This window comes from Chryseobacterium bernardetii (assembly GCF_003815975.1).
Taxonomy (GTDB): Bacteria; Bacteroidota; Bacteroidia; order Flavobacteriales; family Weeksellaceae; genus Chryseobacterium; species Chryseobacterium bernardetii.
The window spans coordinates 16,926-40,120 of record NZ_CP033932.1 but is presented as its reverse complement, the minus strand read 5'-3'; the positions used below and the strand labels follow the sequence as shown (position 1 = coordinate 40,120).

At 36.7% G+C, this 23,195-nt stretch carries 19 protein-coding genes and 1 other RNA gene; 10 read left to right on the top strand and 10 right to left on the bottom strand.

The genetic code is table 11. The annotated features are described in order from the left end of the window. Positions 1–53 precede the first annotated feature (53 nt). Positions 54–857, bottom strand: coding sequence for an AraC family transcriptional regulator (locus tag EG339_RS00165; protein ID WP_123868328.1), 804 nt, complete (start codon positions 855–857; stop codon positions 54–56). A 426-nt stretch (positions 858–1,283) separates the two neighbouring features. Here EG339_RS00165 and asnS point away from each other — a divergent pair, with 426 nt between their 5' ends. Together asnS and rpoN are read left to right on the top strand one after the other, a co-directional pair. Next, positions 1,284–2,732, top strand: a complete 1,449-nt coding sequence (gene asnS / locus EG339_RS00160) for an asparagine--tRNA ligase (RefSeq protein ID WP_123868327.1) — start codon at positions 1,284–1,286, stop codon at positions 2,730–2,732. Between the two features lie 160 nt (positions 2,733–2,892). After that, on the top strand, positions 2,893–4,356 hold the full coding sequence (rpoN, locus tag EG339_RS00155; RefSeq protein ID WP_123868326.1) for an RNA polymerase factor sigma-54: 1,464 nt from the start codon (positions 2,893–2,895) through the stop codon (positions 4,354–4,356). Positions 4,357–4,412: 56 nt separating this feature from the next. On the opposite strand, the gene EG339_RS00150 is transcribed toward rpoN, so the two are convergent. From EG339_RS00150 to EG339_RS00140, 3 genes are read right to left on the bottom strand one after another with little or no spacing between them, the layout of a single operon-like run. Continuing rightward, the gene (locus EG339_RS00150; RefSeq protein ID WP_123868325.1) at positions 4,413–6,035 is read right to left on the bottom strand and encodes an AMP-binding protein; all 1,623 of its coding nucleotides are present in this window, start codon (positions 6,033–6,035) and stop codon (positions 4,413–4,415) included. A gap of 60 nt (positions 6,036–6,095) precedes the next feature. Continuing rightward, positions 6,096–6,770, bottom strand: coding sequence for an MFS transporter (locus EG339_RS00145; protein WP_123868324.1), 675 nt, complete (start codon positions 6,768–6,770; stop codon positions 6,096–6,098). Beyond that, positions 6,763–7,254 (bottom strand): RNA polymerase sigma factor, encoded by a 492-nt coding sequence (locus tag EG339_RS00140; protein WP_123868323.1) that lies wholly within the window; start codon positions 7,252–7,254, stop codon positions 6,763–6,765. Before EG339_RS00140 ends, EG339_RS00145 begins: the two co-directional genes overlap by 8 nt. A gap of 270 nt (positions 7,255–7,524) precedes the next feature. Between EG339_RS00140 and rnpB the strand changes: the two genes are divergently transcribed. After that, positions 7,525–7,846: RNase P RNA component class A (rnpB, locus tag EG339_RS00135), an RNA gene on the top strand. Between the two features lie 70 nt (positions 7,847–7,916). Here rnpB and EG339_RS00130 read toward each other — a convergent pair. Next, complete coding sequence (locus EG339_RS00130) at positions 7,917–8,786, bottom strand: polyphosphate kinase 2 family protein (protein WP_123868322.1); 870 nt, start codon at positions 8,784–8,786, stop codon at positions 7,917–7,919. Positions 8,787–9,000: 214 nt separating this feature from the next. Then, positions 9,001–9,465, bottom strand: coding sequence for a DUF1573 domain-containing protein (locus EG339_RS00125; protein WP_123868321.1), 465 nt, complete (start codon positions 9,463–9,465; stop codon positions 9,001–9,003). A 128-nt stretch (positions 9,466–9,593) separates the two neighbouring features. Between EG339_RS00125 and EG339_RS00120 the strand changes: the two genes are divergently transcribed. The 6 genes from EG339_RS00120 (at position 9,594) to EG339_RS00095 (ending at position 16,108) form a co-directional block, all read left to right on the top strand. Continuing rightward, the gene (locus EG339_RS00120; RefSeq protein WP_123868320.1) at positions 9,594–12,209 is read left to right on the top strand and encodes a valine--tRNA ligase; all 2,616 of its coding nucleotides are present in this window, start codon (positions 9,594–9,596) and stop codon (positions 12,207–12,209) included. Positions 12,210–12,299: 90 nt separating this feature from the next. Then, the gene (locus tag EG339_RS00115; protein WP_123868319.1) at positions 12,300–12,935 is read left to right on the top strand and encodes a DUF4241 domain-containing protein; all 636 of its coding nucleotides are present in this window, start codon (positions 12,300–12,302) and stop codon (positions 12,933–12,935) included. A 65-nt stretch (positions 12,936–13,000) separates the two neighbouring features. After that, positions 13,001–13,891, top strand: coding sequence for a ribokinase (locus tag EG339_RS00110; protein ID WP_123868318.1), 891 nt, complete (start codon positions 13,001–13,003; stop codon positions 13,889–13,891). Positions 13,892–13,980: 89 nt separating this feature from the next. Next, positions 13,981–14,823 carry an alpha/beta hydrolase family protein gene (locus tag EG339_RS00105; RefSeq protein WP_123868317.1) on the top strand — a complete coding sequence of 281 codons (843 nt, stop codon included), beginning with the start codon at positions 13,981–13,983 and terminating at the stop codon, positions 14,821–14,823. Then, positions 14,823–15,470 carry an HD domain-containing protein gene (locus tag EG339_RS00100; RefSeq protein WP_123868316.1) on the top strand — a complete coding sequence of 216 codons (648 nt, stop codon included), beginning with the start codon at positions 14,823–14,825 and terminating at the stop codon, positions 15,468–15,470. The genes EG339_RS00105 and EG339_RS00100 overlap by 1 nt, the downstream gene beginning before the upstream one ends. A gap of 113 nt (positions 15,471–15,583) precedes the next feature. Further along, positions 15,584–16,108, top strand: coding sequence for a hypothetical protein (locus EG339_RS00095; protein ID WP_164466395.1), 525 nt, complete (start codon positions 15,584–15,586; stop codon positions 16,106–16,108). Positions 16,109–16,197: 89 nt separating this feature from the next. On the opposite strand, the gene EG339_RS00090 is transcribed toward EG339_RS00095, so the two are convergent. Together EG339_RS00090 and EG339_RS00085 are read right to left on the bottom strand one after the other, a co-directional pair. Continuing rightward, the gene (locus EG339_RS00090) at positions 16,198–16,428 is read right to left on the bottom strand and encodes a hypothetical protein (protein ID WP_123868314.1); all 231 of its coding nucleotides are present in this window, start codon (positions 16,426–16,428) and stop codon (positions 16,198–16,200) included. 135 nt (positions 16,429–16,563) lie between these two features. Further along, positions 16,564–17,454 (bottom strand): DUF72 domain-containing protein, encoded by an 891-nt coding sequence (locus tag EG339_RS00085; protein ID WP_123868313.1) that lies wholly within the window; start codon positions 17,452–17,454, stop codon positions 16,564–16,566. Between the two features lie 206 nt (positions 17,455–17,660). On the opposite strand from EG339_RS00085, the gene EG339_RS00080 reads away from it, so the two are divergent. Continuing rightward, entirely contained in the window at positions 17,661–20,846 is a 3,186-nt protein-coding gene (locus tag EG339_RS00080; RefSeq protein ID WP_123868312.1) for a TonB-dependent receptor, read from the top strand. Positions 20,847–21,091: 245 nt separating this feature from the next. On the opposite strand, the gene EG339_RS00075 is transcribed toward EG339_RS00080, so the two are convergent. Continuing rightward, positions 21,092–22,750 carry a ribonucleoside-diphosphate reductase subunit alpha gene (locus EG339_RS00075; RefSeq protein ID WP_123868311.1) on the bottom strand — a complete coding sequence of 553 codons (1,659 nt, stop codon included), beginning with the start codon at positions 22,748–22,750 and terminating at the stop codon, positions 21,092–21,094. A gap of 58 nt (positions 22,751–22,808) precedes the next feature. Beyond that, the gene (locus tag EG339_RS00070) at positions 22,809–23,099 is read right to left on the bottom strand and encodes a hypothetical protein (protein ID WP_123868310.1); all 291 of its coding nucleotides are present in this window, start codon (positions 23,097–23,099) and stop codon (positions 22,809–22,811) included. Between the last annotated feature and the right edge of the window lie 96 nt (positions 23,100–23,195).

Genomic DNA, 23,195 nt, shown 5'->3' with positions numbered 1-23,195 from the left:
TTTAGCAAAAATAACAGCTCTTTATTTTATAAAATAGAATGAAATTAACATCATCATTTTCTTAGGAGATTTCTATATTTTAGAGGAGTTATTCCAATATTTTCTTTAAAACAACGGATAAAATGGCTTTGATCAGCAAATCCACTTTCCAGAGCTATATCTGTTAAAGAAACCGGTTTTGTAAGCAGCTCTAATGATCTGTTCAGCTTCAGCTTTCTGAGATATTCTCCTAAAGTACAATGAAAGTATTTTTGAAAATCCCTGCTTAAATGGATCGGATGAATATTTGCTGTTGCAGAAAGTTCTGCAAGACTTAATTTTTCTGTAAAGCATTCATGTAAAATTTCATTGATGACCCCAACCCACACAGGTTTCTTTTCAGTTTTGTTTTTCTGAATAACCAATTGACTGAATAGGTTTAGCAGAAGCTGATTGACAGCCACTTCAAAGGTTTGATCCCTGTCTTGATTTTCCTTAAAAATTTTATAGACCAACAATTTTAAAGAGGGATCCTGTATATTGAAGCTGCCTTCTGCCTCATTTTTCTGAACATCAAACTGATCAAACCAGTTCTGGGAGATTTCAATATGGAATCCCCGTGTAAATATATCAGGTTTTATATTGTAATGCGGATCTTCCCACTGATGATAAAGTAATGTGCCTGCTGAACATTCGTAGGTCTCTTTTTTGTTTCCCTCTATCATATTTCCCTGAAGAAGAAATGTAAAATAAGCATTTTCATGATAGTGCCAGTCTACATACGGATGAGTGTATTCAGTATCTGTGATGGTGAGTCCTTCAATAGTAACAATACCATTGGTCTTACCAAAATATTCGCCGTTGCGTAAAGTATTCATGATAAATTCTGTTTAGCTGTTCACTCTGTTTATACATTAATGGGATGTCATTCCATATTTACTTTAGTAAATTTTTGAAGTATAACTTTTTGATTTTCACAAATATAATGTTTTTTTTGGTGAATAACGACTGAATAGTCAAACTGATCTTATCAGAAACATGGGGATCAACTTATATATTATTGTAGAATTGGCATTCAGGGAGTAAATACTTTCTACTTGCAGGAAACTGAACGATACAGACATGGCGGAGTAGGATTTGCCTGGCCCGAAACAACAAATGAAAAGTAGTTGTGTTAATATTAGTTGTTACTTAACAATTTATGGTATATAAATGATATTTAAGAATGGTGCAATCATTAAGTTGCACCATTTTTTTGTAACTTTGCAACCATTAATTTTTATACAAAAATTTATTATCAACAAATGAAAAAGCAAACGATCAAAGAAATCCTAAGGGATTACAAGAAAGTATTACATCATGACATTACAGTTTACGGATGGGTAAGATCATTCCGTGCTAATCGCTTTATTGCACTTAATGATGGTTCTACGATTAATAATTTGCAGATAGTTGTTGATTTCGAAAATTTTGATGAAGAACTTATCAAGAATATTAGTACAGCTTCTTCTCTTAAAGTAGTGGGGGAAGTAGTGGAAAGCCAGGGAGCAGGGCAATCTGTAGAAATTGTTGCTAAAAAGATCATTATTTTAGGAGATAATTTTACAGAGGAGCTTCAAAGCACCATTCTTCAGCCTAAAAAACACAGCTTAGAGAAACTTCGTGAGCAGGCACACTTAAGATTCAGAACCAACTTATTTGGGGCTGTTTTCAGAGTACGTCACGCAGTAAGTTTTGCAGTTCATTCATTCTTCAACCAAAACCAGTTCTTCTATATCAACACACCGGTTATTACTGGTGCTGATGCCGAAGGGGCAGGAGAAATGTTCGGAGTTACCAACTTCGATCTGAATAATATGCCGAGAACTGAAGAAGGAGAAATTGATTTCACTCAGGATTTCTTTGGCAGAAAAACCAATCTTACGGTTTCCGGACAGCTTGAAGGAGAAACTGCTGCTATGGGATTAGGACGAATCTATACATTCGGGCCTACATTCCGCGCAGAGAACTCAAACACTACAAGACACCTTGCAGAATTCTGGATGATTGAACCGGAAGTGGCTTTCAACAACCTTGAAGATAACATCGATCTTGCAGAAGACTTCTTAAAATATGTAATTCAATATGTATTGGATCACTGTAAAGACGATCTTGAATTTTTAGATAAGCGTTTTGAAGAAGAACAAAAATCAAAACCGGAAAAAGAAAGAGCCAAAGAAGGTCTTATCGAAAAGCTTCAGAATGTAGTGGCTAAGCGTTTCAAGCGTGTAAGTTATACAGAAGCTATAGAAATCTTACTGAACTCAAAAGAAAACAAGAAAGGGAAATTTGTGTATCCTGTTGAAAAATGGGGTGCAGATCTTCAGTCTGAGCACGAAAGGTATTTAGTTGAAAAACATTTTGAATGCCCGGTTGTATTGTTCGATTATCCGAAAGAGATCAAAGCTTTCTATATGAAGCTGAACGAAGACAACAAAACGGTTGCTGCAATGGACGTTCTTTTCCCGGGTATCGGTGAAATCATCGGTGGATCTGAAAGAGAAGCAAGACTAGACGTTTTAAAACAGAAAATGGCAGATATGCATGTAGATGAGCATGAACTTTGGTGGTATTTGGATACCAGAAAATTCGGTTCTGTACCGCATGCAGGTTTCGGTCTGGGGTTAGAAAGATTAGTTCTTTTCGTAACAGGAATGACGAATATCAGAGACGTAATTCCTTTCCCAAGGACACCGAAAAGCGCTGAATTCTAGAAGCATAAAAAAAAGCCTTAATCATCAAGTTAAGGCTTTTTTTATTTTTAAATAGTTTATTATGTAAGATGTATAATGCAAAAATCATGCTAAATGTATTTTTTATCAAATAAATTTATTAAATTCGTAGAATATGTTATGTTAAAACGCCAATATTAATATGCTTAAACAACACTTACAACTCAAATTAGGACAGAAGCTGGCCCCTCAGCAGATCCAGTTAATGAAGCTTATTCAGCTTCATACTCTTGAATTTGAAGAGGAGTTGGAGAGAGAGTTAGAAGAAAACCCTGCTTTGGAAATTGTAAAGGAGGATTCTAAGGAAGACGAGTATTCTTCCCTGGAAGATGCTTATCAGGATGAGGGTACAGAAAGCATTGAAACAGATTTCGACGTTAACGAATATCTTTACGACGATGAACCTAGCTATAAAACCGCATCCAGCAACTACTCTCCGGATGATGAAGAATTTGACAATGAAAGTCTTTTAACCGAAGGACAGTCATTATATGATTATCTTACTGAACAGATTCACCTGGTTAATATCAGTGAAGAAGATCTGAGAATTGCAGAATACCTGATCGGTAACCTTGATACAGACGGATATCTGAGAAGAGAAATCAAATCTATTGTAGATGACCTTGCTTTCTCACAGGGAATTTATACTACCAAAGAAAAAGTAGATGATATCCTTGAGAACTATGTTCAGAAGCTGGATCCGCCTGGAGTGGGAGCAAGAGGCCTTCAGGAATGTTTATTATTACAGATCGAAAAGAAAGTAAGCTCTGATAAAGCTGTTTCCTTAGCTGCCAATATTCTGAGATATCAGTTTGATGCTTTGACCAATAAGCATTACAATAAGATCATTCAGAAATATGACATTGAGGAAGAAGATCTGAAGGATGCATTAGAGGAGATTTCAAAACTATCACCAAAAGTAGGTGGAAATTTTGATACCCAAACCATTACCATCAACCAGGAAATTATTCCGGATTTTGTTATTCAGGTGAAGGATGGACAGGTTATTCCGATGCTTAACAGTAAAAATGCTCCAACGTTAAGGGTTTCCGAAGAATACAAAGATATTCTTACCACGTATTCACACGATAAAAACTCTTCTGAACACAAGCAGGCTGCATTGTTTATCAAGCAGAAGTTAGATGCTGCGAAATGGTATATTGATGCCATTAACCAGCGTCAGAACACTTTGCTGCAGACCATTACAGCTATTGTTAAATTCCAGAAAGATTATTTTATTACCGGTGATGAAAAATCTCTGAAGCCAATGATCTTGAAGGATGTGGCAGATATTACCGGCTTTGATATCTCTACAATTTCAAGAGTGGTAAAAAGTAAATATGCAGATACACCAAACGGTATTGTTTACCTTAAGGATCTGTTCTCAGACAGTTTAACCAATGATGACGGGGAAGAGGTTTCCACTAAAGAGATTAAAACCCACCTTCAGGAAGTTATTGATAAAGAAAATAAGAGAAAACCACTTACGGATGATGCATTAGTGGTGATCTTAAAAGAACAGGGCTATAATATTGCCAGAAGAACGATTGCAAAATATCGTGAACAGCTCAATATTCCTGTTGCCAGATTAAGAAAAGAACTTTAAAAAATAAAAAAGCATTTCAATTTGAAATGCTTTTTGTTTTTATAAGTGTTCTTAAGTTAAGCTTTGTGGCTTTCCAATCCTAATTCTTTCATAGAAATCTCCCTCATTTCCACTTTTCTTATTTTCCCGGAAATGGTCATTGGGAATTCATCCACAAATTTCCAGTATTTAGGAACTTTATAGTGGGCAATTCTCCCTTTACAGTAGTCTAATAACTCCTGTTCTGTAATCGTAAAGCCTTTCCTTACTTTTACCCATGCCATCACTTCTTCTCCAAATTTTTCACTTGGCACTCCAATGATCTGAACATCCAGAATATTAGTGTAAGTGTATAAGAAGTCTTCAATTTCTTTAGGAGAAATATTTTCCCCGCCACGGATGATCAGATCTTTAATTCTTCCGGAAATGGTAATATAGCCATCTTTATCCATTACAGCCATGTCGCCGGTATGCATCCACCGGGCATCGTCCAGTACTTTTTTAGTGTTTTCGGGATCATTCCAGTATTTCAGCATCACAGAGTAGCCTCTTGTACAAAGCTCACCATGTTCACCACGTTTCAGGATTTTTCCATTTTCGTCAATAATTTTTATTTCGAGGTGATCCTGAACAGTTCCTACTGTACTGACCTGTTTGTCTAATGGAGTTCCTATTAAAGTTTGTGTAGACACCGGGGAAGTTTCTGTCATTCCATAGCAGATGCTCATTTCTTTAATATTCATAAGGCTTTCCACTTTCTTCATAATTTCCGGAGGGCATACAGAGCCGGCCATAACACCGGTCCTTAAACTTGAGAAATCATACGAGTCAAAATCTTTTACAGCAAGTTCAGCAATAAACATGGTAGGAACGCCGTAAAGAGATGTACATTTTTCTTCAGAAACTGCTTTTAACGTAAGATCAGGATCAAAACTGTCATTAGGGATTATCATGCAGGCACCGTGGGCTGTACAGCATATATTCCCGATTACCATTCCAAAGCAGTGATAGAAAGGAACAGGAATGCATACCCGGTCTTTTTCTGTATATTTCAATCGGATACCAATAAAATATCCGTTATTTAAAATATTGTGATGGGAAAGCGTAACTCCTTTAGGGAAGCCTGTAGTTCCTGATGTATATTGAATGTTGACAGGATCGTCAAACTGTACATGTTCTTCGAAGCTGTGAAGAACCTCATCGGAAATTTCCTGGCCGTTATTTACGAAGTCTTCCCAGTTATCATCAAAGAAAATTTCATGTTCCAAAGCAGGACAAACTTCCTTGGCATACTCTACCATTTCTTTGTAGTTACTGGTTTTAAAGCTTAAGGAAGAAAAAATAAAACGGACTTCAGACTGATTGAGTACATACGTAAGTTCATGGGTTCTGTAAGCCGGGTTGATATTCACTAAAATAGTTCCGATCCTGGCTGTAGCATATTGCAGAAGGACCCATTCATAACGGTTAGAAGACCAGATTCCTATTCTGTCTCCTGCTTTTGCTCCTAAAAACAGTAAAGCTTTGGAAACTGCGGTTGTTTGATTGTAAAATTCCTGGTAGGTAGCCCTGTAACCCTGATGAACACAGACAAGAGCTTCTTGGTTGGGAAATTTTTCGACAGTGCTTTTAAGGTTTCCACCAATAGTCTGTCCTAATAATGGAACCTCAGATGTTCCATAAACGTATGATAAAGGCATAGTAAAAAGATTTGGTGAAATAAAATTAACAATAATATCTTGAACTATCGCCTATGAATGCTAATTTTCCTGAGAATCTATCTCTCTAAGCTGTTTTAAATTTTTATCAAGTTTTTTGATGATACTTCCATACACCAGCCTGTAATATACCCAGATCATTGATATAGCCAATAAGGTACTGATGGTAATGGCTACAATAATAACAGTAAGATCAGATCCGGATGGCTGTATATTTTGAGAATTTAAGGTGTAAAATATAAAAGCAACCAATACAAAAGTAAATGCAAGCAATAATACAATACTGATCAGAATAAAAGCATTGACTGTTTTTTTGAAGTTAATGATTCTCGTAATAAGCCCTTTAAGATTTTCCTCAATTTTTATTTTACGGTAATTCTGATAGAACTTCAGAACAAAATAAGCGGTAATTAAGACGCTTAGAATTTTAATAGCTAAATAAAAGTGTCCGAAATTATTTTCTACTTCAGGTGCTTCATGGGTGCCCAGTTTTTCAAGTATTTTACGGAATCCATCAGACTCGTCATCCTGAAAGAAGTAGAATAAGCCCAAAACAGAAAAGAACAGGAATTCAAAAACACTGATCCAGAAAATATACTTTACATAATTACGTGATTTTTTATTCAGCATCTGAAGAATCTCGCTGTTATCATATTTTGGCTGTACAGGTTGTTCCTGCCATGTCTTTTTAAAGCTATCTAAATCAAATTCAGGCATATTTTTCCATCTGTTCTTTAAGGGTTTTCTTTAATCTGTTCATTTTCACGCGGGCATTAACTTCAGTAATTCCGAGGTTTTCTGCAATGTCCTTGTAAGGCAGATCGTCAAGATACATCATGACAATGGCTCTTTCTACATTAGGAAGAGTCTTGATTACAGTATACAAAAGCGAGATCTGTTGCTGTTTTTCATCATCATCCTCCACAAAATCCTTGTGGTCGATGTCCAGCTCATTGGTAGGAAGGCTTTTGCTTTTTTTTCTAAAGAGGGTAATGGCTGTATTAAGCGCTACACGGTACATCCATGTTGAAATCTTGGAATTTCCTTTGAACGAATCATAACTTCTCCAAAGCTGTAATACGATTTCCTGGAAAAGATCCTCTTCGTCTTCCAGCGAATTGGTGTATAAGCGCGATACTTTAATAATCAGACCCTGATTATCTTTGATGAGCTGCGCAAATTCTTTTTCTCTGGAATCCATAGATGTATAATGCCACGAAGATAATAATAATGTGGTAATTAGGAAGAATAATTATTATGAAATCAAGGATAATTCTGATTATGCCACGAAGCCTGAAACCGGAATTCATTCTGGAGACTTATTTTAACAGAAACCTTAAAATCTGATCATGCAGACTTGAAAAAATACTAAAAAATGTCTTATTGCTAAACCTTCGTACCTCAATAACTTCCGGTCTTTCACTTCCAGCCCTGATACTTTTACCGTAAAATTTATGTATCTTTGCACCCGCGAGAAAATCGGCCTGTTGATCTCCCGTTTGGGAGGTAGGAAAGTCCGGACACCACAGAGCAGCAAAGCGGATAACATCCGTCACCCGTGAGGGTAGGACAAGTGCAACAGAAAGCAGGTACAGTTCGGCTGTAGTGAAACCAGGTAAACTCTTTGCGGTGCAATGGTAAGTATATCGGTTCTTTCCAGCAATGGAAATAGGGGCGGCTCGTCCTGAAAACCGAGGGGTAATCAGCTCAAGTGTTGCAGCAATGTACCACGCAGATAAATAACAGGCGCTTCTTCGGAAGTACAGAATCCGGCTTATAGATTTTCTCGTGTTTTTTGAAGAATATAAGTTCAGTGATAAACTTATAAAAATCCTCAGGTTCAAAATGATCTGAGGATTTTTTTTATTCACTTTCCAATTGTTTTTTTGCTTCCTGTAATTCCAGTCTGTCTTTTTCTGTAAGCTGGGGATACTTAAGATGCATTTTTTCCAAAGTGTCTATGATAATTTGTATAGCGGCAACTCTTGCAAACCACTTATTGTCGGCAGGAAGTACATACCAAGGTGCATAATCCTTTGATGTTTCATTAATAGCGGTTTCATAAGCTTCCATATACTGATCAAATAATGCTCTTTCGGGAAGATCTCCTGCAGAGAATTTCCAGTTTTTTTCCTGTTCGTCAATTCTGTCTAAAAGCCTTTTTTTCTGCTCGTCTTTGGATACGTTCAAAAAGATTTTTACTACCGTTGTTCCGTTTTGCGAAAGGTGTTTTTCGAAATTCCGGATACTTTCATATCTGTTTTCCCAGAATTTGCTGTCAAAGTCTTTTACTGAAGACCATGTTTTTTCACTCAGGTTATATTCAGGGTGTACTTTGCATACGAGAACACTTTCATAATGGGAACGGTTAAAAATTCCGATCATTCCTTTCTGTGGAAGTGCCAGATAATGCCTCCACAGAAAATCATGGGAATATTCTTTCGGACTTGGTGTTTTAAAACTCGTTACATTGCATCCCTGCGGATTCACTCCTCCGAAAACATGCTCTATCATACTGTCTTTTCCTGCTGCATCCATAGCCTGCAATACAACCAGCAGAGACTGGCTTCCGTCAGCATATAATTTTTCCTGCAGTTCACGGAGTTTTTCTTTCTCCTGAATCAGCATTTGTTCCCCTTCTTCTTTTGTAAGCTTACCTTTATAAGAAGTTGAAGTTTTTTTTATTGAAAATTTTCCGTTTACCTTAAAGTCATCTGAGAAATTAGTGTCCATATATTAAGATTAAAAGATTTTGTTATTAAAATTCAATAGGGGGCTTTAGCCTGGTCATTAAAATGTAAATCCAAAGGCTTCAGCCAAAACCTAAATAATGTCAATGTCAATACATTTACTGCCGTCCATTACTTATCATCTGCAACCTAATCCAATATAAATGTAATAAAAAAACCGCCTCAATAGAGACGGTTTCTTTATTTTGAGTAGAGAATTATTTCGCAGCAGCTTTTTTAGCAATTTTTGCAGCCTTTTTCTCAGCTTTAGCAGCTTCTTTCTGTTCAGCAGGAGTTAATACTTTTGGCTCAGGAGCGTTAGCATCTACGTTTCCTTTGATGTAGATTACGCTTCTGCTGTTGGCAGGGTCGTTAGAGAAAACCTCAATCATTTTGTTGAAACCTCCTGTAAGAGCTGTGTTATATCCAACTTTGATCTTAGCAGATTTTCCCGGCATGATCGGATCCTGGCTAAATTCAGGAGTTGTACATCCACAAGATGGTTTTACATTTGAAATGATCAAAGGCTTATCACCGGTGTTTGTTACTGTAAAGAATCTTGTACCATCAGAACTAGGTTTAATTGTACCATAGTCGAAAGTAGTTTTATCAAACGTAATAGTTTGTGCAGATGCAAGAGCAAATGTTCCGAATAATGCAATTCCTGCGATTAATTTCTTCATATTCTTGAATGTTAATATGTTTGTTAGATAAATTTTGTGAAACAAAGTTAAAAATTATTTTAATTCATGCTTAAAAATTTTTTTCTTTAGACTATTTTTGCAAATTGCAAGCCAAAGAAATAGAATTTATGCAGATTTCAGAAAAGTACAATCCACAGGAAACAGAACAGAAATGGTACAATTACTGGTTGGAAAACAAATATTTCCACTCAGAACCTAATGACAAACCACCGTATACCGTGGTCATTCCGCCGCCAAACGTAACGGGGATATTACACATGGGACATATGTTGAACAATACCATTCAAGATGTTCTGGTCCGTCGTGCAAGAATGCGCGGGTTTAACGCTTGCTGGATTCCGGGAACAGATCACGCTTCTATTGCCACTGAAGCTAAAGTTGTTGCTAAACTGAAGTCTGAAGGAATCAGTAAGTCTGATATTACCCGTGAACAATTCCTTGAACATGCCTGGGAATGGACCAATAAATACGGAGGAACAATCCTTGAGCAGCTAAAAAAATTAGGATGTTCATGCGACTGGGACAGAACCCGTTTTACCATGGAAGATAAGCTTTCCCAACAGGTTATCAAAAGCTTTGTGGATCTTTATAACAAAGGATTGATCTACAGAGGATACAGAATGGTAAACTGGGATCCGGAAGCAAAGACCAATATTTCAGATGAAGAAGTAATTTTTAAAGAGCAGAACGGAAAACTGTATTTCCTTAAATATAAGATTGAAGGTTCTGAAGAGTTCCTTTCAGTAGCTACAACCCGCCCTGAAACTATTTTTGGGGATACTGCGGTATGTATCAATCCTAATGACGAGAGATATGCTCATTTAAAAGGTAAAAATGTAATTGTACCTATCGTTGACAGGGTAATTCCTATTATCGAAGATGAATATGTTGACATTGAATTTGGAACGGGAGCTTTAAAAATAACTCCTGCACACGATACCAATGACTATGAGATTGGGCAGAAGCATCAGTTGAAAATGATTGATGCGTTAGATGATGATGGAAATCTTAACGAGCATGGTCTTCACTACGCCGGGCAGAACAGATTTGATGTAAGAAAGCAGATCGCGAAGGAATTAGAAGAAAAAGATCTTTTACTGAAAGCAGAAGATTACGTAAATAAAGTAGGAACATCGGAAAGAACAGGAGCTGTTATTGAGCCAAAGGTTTCAGTACAGTGGTTTCTTAAAATGTCTGAAATTGCTAAGCCTGCATTGGATGTGGTAATGGATGACAAAGTTAAATTCTATCCGGATAAGTTTAAAAATACTTACAAATACTGGATGGAAAACATCCGTGACTGGAATATTTCCCGTCAGCTTTGGTGGGGACAGCAAATCCCTGCTTACTATTATGGTACAGGAGATGAGGATTTTGTAGTAGCTGAAACCAAAGAAGAAGCTTTGGAATTAGCAAAACAAAAAACAGGAAATCAAGAGATGACTATTGATGGTCTTAGACAAGATGATGATGCATTAGACACATGGTTCTCTTCATGGCTGTGGCCAATGTCTGTATTTGATGGATTACTTGATCCTGATAATAAAGACATCAATTATTACTATCCAACTTCTGATCTGGTTACAGGCCCGGATATTATCTTCTTCTGGGTAGCCAGAATGATTATGGCGGGATTGGAATACAGAAAAGAAGTCCCGTTTAAGAATGTTTATTTCACAGGAATTGTAAGAGACAAGCAGAGAAGAAAGATGTCAAAATCTTTAGGAAACTCTCCGGATCCGCTTGAACTGATGGATAAATATGGAGCAGACGGAGTACGTGTTGGTATCCTGTTAAGCTCTGCAGCCGGAAATGACCTTCTTTTTGATGAAGATCTAATGCTTCAGGGAAGAAACTTCATGACGAAGATCTGGAATGCCTTCCGTTTGATCAATATGTGGAATCATGAAGATAAACCGGCTGTTGCTACAGATAATCAGGCTATCGAGTGGTTCGAAAATAAATTAAATAAAACCATTGTTGAGATCAATGATCAGTTCGAGAAATTCAGAATTTCTGATGCACTGCATTTGATCTATAAATTAATTTGGGATGATTTTTGTGGTTGGTACCTTGAAGCAATCAAGCCTAACTATGGAGAAGGTATTTCTAAAGAAGTTTACAATAAAACAATATACTTCTTTGAAGAACTCATGAAACTGCTTCACCCATTCATGCCTTTCTTAACGGAAGAGCTATGGCAGACAATTTCAGAAAGGAATATTGAAGATGCTCTGGTGGTTGCTCAGCAGAAAGAAGCGGGGGTATTTGATGAGACGATTATTAAAAACTTTGAAACTGCAGCAGAACTGATCTCCGGAGTTAGAAATTACCGCCAGACAAAAGGTATTTCACCGAGAGAAGCTGCTGAAATATATACCAATGCTGCTGAATTTGCGAATGAAGCGGTAGTAAGAAAGCTGGCCAATGTTTCTGAAATTTATTTCGGACAGAAAACAGATAAGCCAAGCTTTACATTCCTTGTTGGAGCAACGGAAGTTTCAATTCCTTTAAGTGAAAACTTAGATTTAGGAGAAGAAAAAGCGAAAACTGAAGAAGAATTAAAGTATCTGAAAGGATTCCTGATTTCAGTAGATAAAAAGCTTTCCAACGAAAAGTTTGTGGCCAATGCTAAACCGGAAATTGTAGAGGTAGAACGCAAGAAGCAAAAAGATGCTCTTGACAAGATTGCGATCTTAGAAGAGAAGCTGAAAAGTTTGTAACTTTAAAATAAAGACAATGCGTTGTCTTAATATCAGGCTGGGTACAGATGAAGACTTGTATCCAGCCTGATGGTTTAAAAAAGATATAAAATGACACATATAGAAAACATAAAAAAGCTATTTTCGAAGGATTTTGTAGAAAGTCCCTTATTAGAAAGTTTTGAAGTAGGCAAGATCTATCTTTCCAGCGGAAAGTTGGTCGCTTGTGATCCTTTAATCACCAATGATATGCTTCCTTTTTCTGCAGAGTTTCCAAAAGGGGAATTCTCTGTAATGCTGCATAAGGAAAGAGACAGTAATTGTGTAGCCTATGCAGAAATTATTTTCAAGACTGCAGAAATTAAAGACTGGAAGCTGGCAACTACTGCTGGGCAGAATATTAAGGAACTGGCAGAAGGAGAAGTTTTTGGATATCCGGTAGAAAGCGGTATGGGCTGTTTCATGGATGTAGATACTCAAAACAGCCTTAATGAACTGGAACAGAAACTTTATCATAAAAAAGGCGGAGACTTTATGGGAATCTATGAAGAGTTTTTCCATGAATATTTCTTTGATGAAAAGGGAGCTATAGATCAATATGCATTTTTAAAGCCTTCCGAGACTCATCCCGGGACTATATTTGCTTTTGAGACAGGATACGGAGAAGGTTTTTATGCCAGCTATATCGCTTATGATAAAAATCAATCGCCGGTGAAGATTATTACAGAATTTATTGAAATAAGTTAGGTAAAATTAGTTATTTTTGGCACGGAATTTAGTCTGTTATAATTTTTAAACTAATATCAAACACAATGAACTTCTCATCAGAACAACCAAAAATTATTGTTGTAGGCAGCTCCTCAATAGATCTTGTTTTGGAAACCGATAAACTTCCTTCACCTAATGAAACCGTTCTGGCTGTCAATTCAGAGAGCTATTTTGGTGGGAAGGGGGCTAACCAGGCCGTAGCAACTGCAAGATTAGGCGCCAGTGTTTATTTTATAGGTTGTGTTGGAATGGATCCCCTGGGACAGCAAATCATGAGAAATCTTGTGAGCGAAAGTGTGAATGTAGGCTTTGTGCATGAAACAGATAAAGAGGCAACGGGAACAGCTTATGTAACCACTTCTGAAGGAAATGCTGCAATTGTGGTAGTGCCTGCAGCCAATAAATATCTCAATATCTCACATATTGACGAAGCAGACCGCTATTTTCATTCGTCAGACCTTGTTCTTGTACAGCTTGAGGTTTCAATGGAGGTTGTAGAATATACAGTAAAAAAGGCTAAAAAATATGGTAAAAAAGTAGGATTGTATGCTTCTCCTGCCATGAGAGTCAATGATGCCATCCTTGAAGAAGTAGATTTTATTGTAGCCAAAAGTAATGAACTGTTCATCATTTTTGGAGAAGAAAAAAGAGAAGAGGTTCTTAAAAAATACTTTAATAAGGTTTTTGTACGGGATGATACAAATTCTACCGTTTATTTTGACGGTACTGAAATGAAGTACTACAGAAAGAATAAAGAAAAAACCGTTTATAAGATGGGAATGGGTGATGCATTTACTGCAGGGTTTGCCATCGCGCTTTGCCATGGGAACTCTATTGAAGATTGTGTGAAGTTCGGAAATGAGGTTTCATCGCGTGTTTCAGGAAATAAAGGTTCACAGACCGGCTTGCCAAGAATGTCAGATTTTATTTCTTAAAGCTATTTACGGCATATCGAAAGTTTAAAACTAAACATAATAATATACTGAAAATGTCCACTTTTATAGTGGATTTTTTCTTTTTATCTATGGAAAAACTAATATTTACCACAGAAGACCATACTTCATTAACTGCTCATCTTTTTCAGCCCGAGATAAGCAATGGGAAATTATTGCTTATTAACTCTGCAACGGGGGTAAAGCAGCAGGTCTATTTTTCTTTTGCCCAATATTTTTCTGAGCAGGGTTTTACTGTGATTACTTATGATTACAGAGGAATAGGACTGTCTAAACCTGATAATATGAAAGGCTTTCATGGATCTATGAGGATTTGGGGTTCAAAAGATTATAAAGCCGTAACAGCGTATATTAAAAATGAGTTTCCTGAGTATAGAAAATTCTGTCTGGGACACTCTGTAGGGGCTTTGATTTTAGGAATGAATAAAGATTCCAATATATTTGAAGAATTAGTTTTTGTAGGAACTCAGAATGCTTTTGTAGGAAACCTCAGATTAAGAACGAAGATTGAAGCTTACCTTGGATTTGGAATTGTACAGCCATTAACCACTTCATTGTTAGGATACTTTCCTGCCCATTGGTTTGGGCTTGGAGAAAGTCTTCCAAAAAATTGTGCATATGACTGGAGAACCTTAATTTTAAACAAAAAATCAACCAACAGACTGTTGGAGAAAATTGATGATTATTCTAAAAATTTAACGCAGAAAGTATTTGTAGTTCGTGCAGAAGATGACATCTGGTTAACAGAAAAAGGGGTTCAGAGTCTTTTAAATAATACTTATCCTAATCTTAAACCAACTTACAGGCTGGTAAAAACTGCAGAGTCTGAGAAAAAAGAAATCGGGCACATTAATTTTTTTAGAAGCTATAATCACAAACTATGGAATATTATTTTAAATGAACTGATAGATTAATGAAAAGCACGATTAACAACACCGTAGAATTTGTAAAAAAGAAATTAGAAGGAGCAGAAGCCGGACACGACTGGTTTCATATTGAAAGGGTATGGAAGCTGGCAAAAAAAATAGCGGAAACAGAAAAAGATTGTGACCCGGACGTGGTAGAACTCTCAGCACTATTGCATGATATAGCCGATCCTAAATTTCATAACGGAGACGAAACGATTGCTCCTAGAATATCCAGAGAATTTTTAGAAAGCCAAAATGTTCCCAATGAAACTATTGAAAAGGTTTTATTTGTGATTGAAAATATTTCATTTAAAAACAGAAGCCAGGCACCGGCTAATCCTCCTATTGAACTGAGAATTGTACAGGATGCCGACCGCATTGATGCTATCGGAGCAATAGGAATTGCCAGAACCTTCAATTTTGGAGGATTTAAAAATAATCTGATGTATGATCCCAATGTTCAGCCAGATTTAAATATGTCTAAAGAACAGTACAAAAAATCTAACGGAACAACCATCAATCATTTTTATGAAAAATTATTGCTGCTTAAGGACTTGATGAATACCGAACATGGGAAAAAAATGGCTCAGGAAAGGCATGATTATATGCTGAATTTCCTGGATCAGTTTTACAAAGAGTGGAATGTAAGTTAACATGCTCTGAAAAAATCTGAAATCAGTATCTTTGCAGTATGGTATTTTTCATTCTTGTTATCTTTTGGGCGTGTATATTTTCCCTGGTTTTATATAAAGTAAAATCGGGAAGAATGGCAAAATGGGCAAGACTGTTCCGTATTGTAACAGTGGTTTCTTCCATCTCAGTTTTTACCTATTGGTTTATAAAGAAAAGTGCTGTGGCATTCGTTGATAACTCTGTAGGTCTGCAGGTCATCAATAAGCTTCCGCAAGCCTTGGATTTTTATCTTATCAATGTTAATAAAATTGATGGTACCACTAGGCTTGATCCTAAACATATCGGTAAAATACGTCCGGAATATTACAGAATAGAATACCTGAAAATGGACAAGTCTGATGAGTACTGGATTGTTGGATATCTTGGAAAGAAGAATCTGGTGTATTTTTCACAGCATTCTGTCCCTAATAAGAACATAGATCAGATTGTGGAAGTACAGAATTATATCAACCAAAGTATGAAGCTGTCTGATGCCGCTAAAAAACAGGTTGATGCTTACAATTATGAAAATACAAAGCTGGGGATCTGGATTACGCTGGACTTTTTGCTTCTATTCCTGAATCTGGTATTGCTTCTGAAGAAAAATAATAAAAATTAAATTATATATTCTCTCGCAGATTTTATTGATCCGGCGGATGATTGTCTTTATCAGTCTGCTGTATTTGTAAAATCTGCGAGAGTTTTTTATTAAGGATAATCCAGAATCTGCATAACCTGTTCTTTAACTTCCTCAGGACATTCTCTTATTAATTTATCCTTATTCTGTTTACTGATTTGATGAGGTTCCAGCCATTCTGTTTTGTTAGAATTCAGACTGTGATTGTCATATACTCTTTTTATGGTATGGTCTTCATAGAAGGTATATTCATCTCCAAGCCAGTTGCTGGAGACACTGATTGTACAAATTTCCTTTTTCATGACATTTATTTTTTTTTAAACATACCTCTTTCAAACTGAATAGGGTACTACTCTAATGTATAAAATTTTCCGTTATGAAAAGGCTTTAATTGTAATTTAGGAGGTAAATTAAAATTAGTCTATTTAAAATCTTAATTAAAACAAAGTACCTGTAGTTTCAGTGGCCATTTTAGGAATATGAAGGCCGGTTTTCCATTCTTCATTCATTTTTTTGATGAAATAGGCGGAAAGAAGTGGCGAAGCCTTTTCAATATTTTGATGAACGAAAAAGTACAGATTCTGAAGACCGTCTTTTTTCCATTGGGTAAGGTGTTTTAACCAGTCATCCAGCCTTTCATAATCACTTTCAGCATTGGCTCCTACATAACGGATGAACGCATTGGGAGTGGTAAGACGCATATGAAGCATATCTCTTCTTCCGGCAGTATCTACAATAATGTTGGTGATATTATAGGCTTCAAAAAGCTCACACGTAGTATTCAGAATTTCCTCATCAGTAAACCATTCCGTATTTCTGAGCTCTATCGCAAGAGGTACTTCCTTAGGCCATTCCTTTACAAATTTCTCTAGCCTGTCATAATCTTTAGGTTTAAAATTATCATGAAGCTGAAGAAAAGCCATTCCCAGTTTTTCATCAAAATTAATAACTGCTGATGCAAAATGGGTAACCGGATCTGTGACATCAATCAGTCTTCTGAAGTGAGATACGGTATTGGTAATTTTAGGGAAAAACTTGAAATTTTCCGGAGTTTTTTCCTTCCATGTTTTTACCTGATCCGGAGTAGGCATTCCATAAAAGGTAGCATTTAATTCAATGGAGTTAAATTGAGTAGCATAATAAGTTAGCTCATCTTTGGTTCCTTTGGGATAAAACCCTTTGAGGTCTGTTTTATTCCATTTGGCGCATCCTATAGAAATATTTTCCAGCCCTTTTTTATTAAGGCTTAAAATTTCTTTGGTTCTGGAGTGATCTTTGGGAAGGGTGAAGTCTATTTTTGAAGGGTCTTCTACTTGTCCGAATTTCATATTAAGCGGTTTTAATGTTTAAAATTAGTCATTTTTTTGCTGTAAATTTCATAGAAAAGACACAAAATCAAGGTGGAAATCTGTGATAAAGATTAAGTTTTTTTTAAGGAAATATTAAACTTTATGTTACGCAATGTTAACTCTATGTTACCACACTTCATGTTGAGTCGGTCTAATTTTACAGCAAGTTTTGTAGCAATAAAAATATGAAGAAAAAATTGATCTGTGCTTTTGCTTTGTTATCTTTTGGATTTGCATTTTCACAGGAAACCAGTTCTAAAATTTTCGGAAGATTAAAAGGAACGTCTTCGGAAGTTACTGTGAAAGTAGTGCATATTCCTACCAACAGTACTTTTGAAACAAAAAGTAACAGCAAAGGGCAGTTTAGCTTAGATAACCTTCAGCCTGGCGGTCCTTATAAGATTGAGATATTGGATGGCTCACAGGTTATTTATGAGAATCCGAATCTGCAGCTTTCTTTAGGAAATAATGACTTGCCTGTGGTGGAAGTTGGCAATAAGGAAAAGACTATTGATGAGGTAAAAATCACTTCCAAAAAGACCAATGTAAAATACGGGGTGGGAATTAACCAGGCTCAGATTTCCGGATTACCCAATATTAACCGTGGTATTCAGGATGTAACCAAACTCATTCCACAAAGTGCCAATAACTCTTTCAACGGAACAAACTTCCGTTACAATAATGTTACTATTGACGGTTCTATCAACAATGATGCGATAGGTTTCAGCCCTTCATTGGGAGGACAAACGGGAACTTCGGGAATGCCGGGAAGCAGTACCCGTTCCAATTCAATCAGTCTGGATGCTATTCAGGACGTACAGGTTTATATTGCACCATACGACGTGAAGCTTGGAAACTTTCTTGGAGGTAGTATCAATGCTGTCACCAGAAGTGGGAGTAATGATGTTACAGGCTCCATGTATGTGTATGGTAGAAATGCTTCTATTACCGGGAGAAACAGGGTAGGTGACAATTCCAAAATGCCGAGTGATTTCTCCGATTTTATTTATGGTGGAAGAGTAGGGCTGCCTGTGGTGAGGGATAAGGTGTTTTTATTCACTAACCTCGAATATACCAAAAGGGTAGATCCTATATTTTATAATGCGAATGATCCTAATGCATTGATCGATGAATCGGTGGCGCAGAAACTTTCAGACTTTGTACAAAAGAAATATGGCTTTAATGTAGGAAGTTTTAACGGGTACAATAACTTTTCTGAAAGTGCTAAACTGTTCAATAAGTTAGACTGGAAGATCAATGATAAACACACTTTATCCATCAAAAATAATACAGTATTTTCTCAGGCTTCCAATCTTGAAAGGGATGGCGCGAATTTCAGGTTTGCCAGTATGGATTTTGTTCAGAAAAATACAGCGTCCACTACTACTCTTGAGCTGAAGAGCCGTTTTAATGATAAATGGAACAATAATTTAGTAGTTGGATATTCTTCTATTCATGATTACAGAGACCCTACTTCCGGCAATGCAATGTTTCCACAGGTGGAGATTACTCATAACGGCGGAACGATCCTGTTTGGAAATGACAGGGAAGCCACTGTTTTCAATATGAAACAGAAGACTTTTGAAATTACCGATAACCTGACCTATAAAACAGGAAACCATACTTTCTTATTAGGAACTCACAATGAGTTATATAATATCAATTATGGTTTTGTAAATGCCTTAAACGGAAGAATATCTTATAAATCATTAAACGATTTTTATAATGGAACTCCTGCCAGAATAAGAGGAACTTATCCTTTTAACGGAGACAGCAGACAAACTCTTTTTGATAATCCTTATGCACAGTATAAAGTAAATCTTCTTTCATTATACTTGCAGGATGAGATCAATTGGGGAAGAGTAAGGCTTTCCCCGGGAATAAGAGTTGATTACACAGACTTGCCGAATAAACCACAGTTAAGTCCACAGGTTAACAAATCTCCTCAGGATCCTTATTTCGGAAATACTTACAGCTATACTCCATTAAGCCAGTTAACGAATAGTTATCTTAATAAACCCACTATATCACCAAGATTAGGATTTACGATTGATGTTACGGAAGACAGATCTGTAGTGCTGAGAGGAGGTTCAGGGATTTTCGTAGGAAGAATTCCGTTTGCATGGTTAGGTTATGCTTATTATAATGATGGTGTTGGTTTTGGAAGTTATGATTATAATGCCCCAACAGCAGCACAGATTGCAGCTAACGGAGATCCTTTGGTGGGAGCTAATTTCTCGAAATGGCAGAATTCATCAAAAGTACAGGTTGACCTTATCGATAATAACTTCAAGATGCCAAGAGTCTGGAGAAGTTCCCTGGCATTAGATTATACGCTTGCAGGATATAAGCTGACGCTGGAAGGAATTTATACGAAAGTATTGTATGATCTGAAATTCCAGCAGGTGAATAAGACAGATAATGTGACGTATTACAGTTATGATGTGAATCATGAAATGCCAATCTATACTACGAATATCAATAGCAACTTCTCTAATGCTTATCTTTTATCAAATACAAAAGAAGGATACCGTTATAACCTGACTGCCCAGATCTCAAAATCTTATAATTTTGGATTTAATTTCTTTGCAGCTTATACTTATGGCGATGCTAAGGATATTACCAACGGAATCAGAAATTCTATGGAAAGTAACTGGCAGATGAACCAATCGCTGACTCCAAATGATCCTAAATTAACGACTTCCAATTTTGCAATTAAGCACAGGATTGTTGCAAACCTTGGATATGCCTTTAATATTTCAAAATCTAACAGGTTATATACCAATGTATATTTTAATGCACAGTCTGGAAATCCTTTCTCTTGGGGATTTGTAAACAGTACCATTGCGAATACAGGGCAGGCAGCAGGTCTTGCTTATATCTTTAAAGATGCTGCGGAAGCTGTCAAATATATTGTTCCTATAAAAGACGGATCAGGAAATATATTGGTAACTGCTCAACAGCAGGTTGCAGATTATGAAAACTTTGTTAATAACAATGATTATCTGAAATCCAGAAGAGGAAAATTTACTGAAAGAAATGGAGATAATACCCCTTGGAATGTTCAGGCTGATATCAGAATTATGGATGAGATAAGGCTGAGCGAAAAATCTAAGAATAATATCCAGATTTCTTTAAGTATCATTAATTTCACGAACTTATTAAATAAAGATTGGGGTAAAGTGTATTTTGTACCTAATACATTCAACTCTACAGCAAGTGTGGGACTTACAAAAGTTGGAAACGTAGCGGCAGGGCAACCGTCAGCAGGAGATCCTACTTATAACTTCAAAACACCGGGGCCGGCTTACACTATTGATCAGTTTGCATCAAGGTTTCAGGCACAGTTGGGTGTGAGATATAATTTTTAATACTTCTTTTTACAAATACTTCTTTCAAAGGTCCGGATTTTATTTCCGGGCCTTTTTATCAGTAATGAGTGGAAATGGTCTTTCTGAAAATATAATTGTTCGATTGAATTCAATAGAAACGGATTTAGTTCATTTTATACGTAAGTTAGGTTTAATAGCTTCAGACAGAACTTATTTCATGATCCCAAAATAAAAAAGCACACCCAAAGGTGTGCTCCACTATATAGTGCGTTTATTATTTGATCTTATGCCTCACAGCTTGAGCATGATACAAAGTTCACCATCATTTCTTTTGAAACAGAAGAACTTCTTTGGTAGTAAAGGGTTTTTACTCCTTTTTTCCAAGCTTCGATATACAGATAGTTTACATCTTTTACAGGCATTGTAGATGGAATCTGAAGGTTCAGAGACTGTGCCTGGTCTATATATTGCTGTCTTTGCGCAGCCTGGGAAATAATCTCCATTGGAGAGATTTCCTTGAATGTTTTGAATACTGCTTTTTCTTCAGGAGTAAGCTCATTCAGATGTTGTACGGATCCGTGGTTCAACATGATTGTTCTCCATGTTTCCTCATTATCCAATCCTTTTTCTTCTAATAATTTAGCCAGGTATTTGTTCTTACGCATGAAGTTACCTTTAGCTAAACCTGCTTTGTAATAGTTTGAAGAGAAAGGCTCAATTCCAGGAGAAGTTTGGCCTAAGATGGCAGAACTTGAAGTGGTAGGGGCAATAGCCATTGTAGTGGTATTTCTTAACCCGTATCCTTTCAATACTTCCGGCTCTCCGTAGATATTGGCAAGTTCTCTTGAAGCCTGCTCAGCCTGTTCTTTGATATGTCTGAATGCTCTTGCGTTGAATTGGGTTGCTTCAAAGCTTTCAAACGGGATCATATTTTTCTGTAGGTAAGAATGGTATCCTAAAACTCCCAATCCAAGAGCTCTGTGACGCATTGCAAAGTTTCTTGCTCCCTGTAAATAGTAGTTGCCTTCAGTTTTGTCAATGAATTCAGATAATACGGCATCCAGGAAGTATATTGCTAATTTAACAGCATCTGTATCTTTCCACTCATCATACAGTTCAAGGTTCATGGAAGACAGACAGCAGATGAATGATTCTTCCATGGTAGAAGGAAGCATGATCTCTGAGCAAAGGTTACTTGCGTTGATCGTCATTCCAAGGTCTTTATATACCTGTGGTTTGTTTCTGTTTACATTATCTGTGAAGAAAATATAAGGAAGTCCTTTTTGCTGACGGCTTTCCAACACTCTTGCCCAGATTTTACGTTTGTCCATATCACCATCAATCATATCCTGCATCCAGTAATCCGGAACACAAACTCCGGTGAACAGGTTTTGAATAGGGCTACCGATATCTTTAATGGATAAAAATTCTTCAATATCTCCGTGGTCAATATCAAGATAAGCAGCAAATGCTCCTCTTCTTACTCCTCCCTGGGAAACAACATCCATAGCCGTGTCAAAAAGCTTCATGAATGAAACTGCTCCGGAGGATTTTCCGTTATCTGTTACAGCTGTACCTCTGTTTCTAAGTTCTCCGAAATAACCAGACGTTCCTCCGCCAATTTTTGTCTGCATGATTACCTCACCCATTTTATGAGTAATTCCTTCAATGCTGTCTGGGATGTGAGCGTTGAAACAAGAGATCGGAAGGCCTCTCTGTGTTCCCATATTAGCCCATACAGGAGAAGAGAAACTGATCCATCCTTTTGTGATCATTTCTTTAAAAGCTGGCTGAAGTTCCGGCTTATATAACCTTTTTGCAGCAGCAGTGGTAATTCTGTCGATAGCTCCGTCTACCGTTTCACCTTTCAACAGATATCCTCTGTTCAGCATTTGCTCAGACTCTTCGTTGAGCCACCATATATTTGAATTTTGCTCTTCCATAGATGTTATATTTTCGAATTCCGGAATGAGACTCCCACTCCGGAATTTTGTTTTTTTATTATATTATTGATTGTAAAAATTCTACTTTGTGAGAACCGTTCAGCCCGCTTTCATCTCTCAATCTTTGAAATTCCTTAAAAGACGGAACATTCAAAACTTCATGCTGAACTTCTTCATTAGCGTAGTTTGAATAATGCAGAAAAGTAACGCCATCCTCCTTTACGAAAACCTTGTATTCAAATGTTGACTGATCCAGATTTTTGAAATCATTCAGAAACTTTTCAATATTGGCTTTATTTGCAGAAACAAATTCAGTTTTTACAGTATAGCTTACGATTACATTAATCATATTATTTGTGTTTATTAAGTAACTGTTGCTCTCTTTTTAAAAGTACAGGGAACTCATGATCCTGATACGCCCTGTTTTGACGCTCGCTTCGCTCGC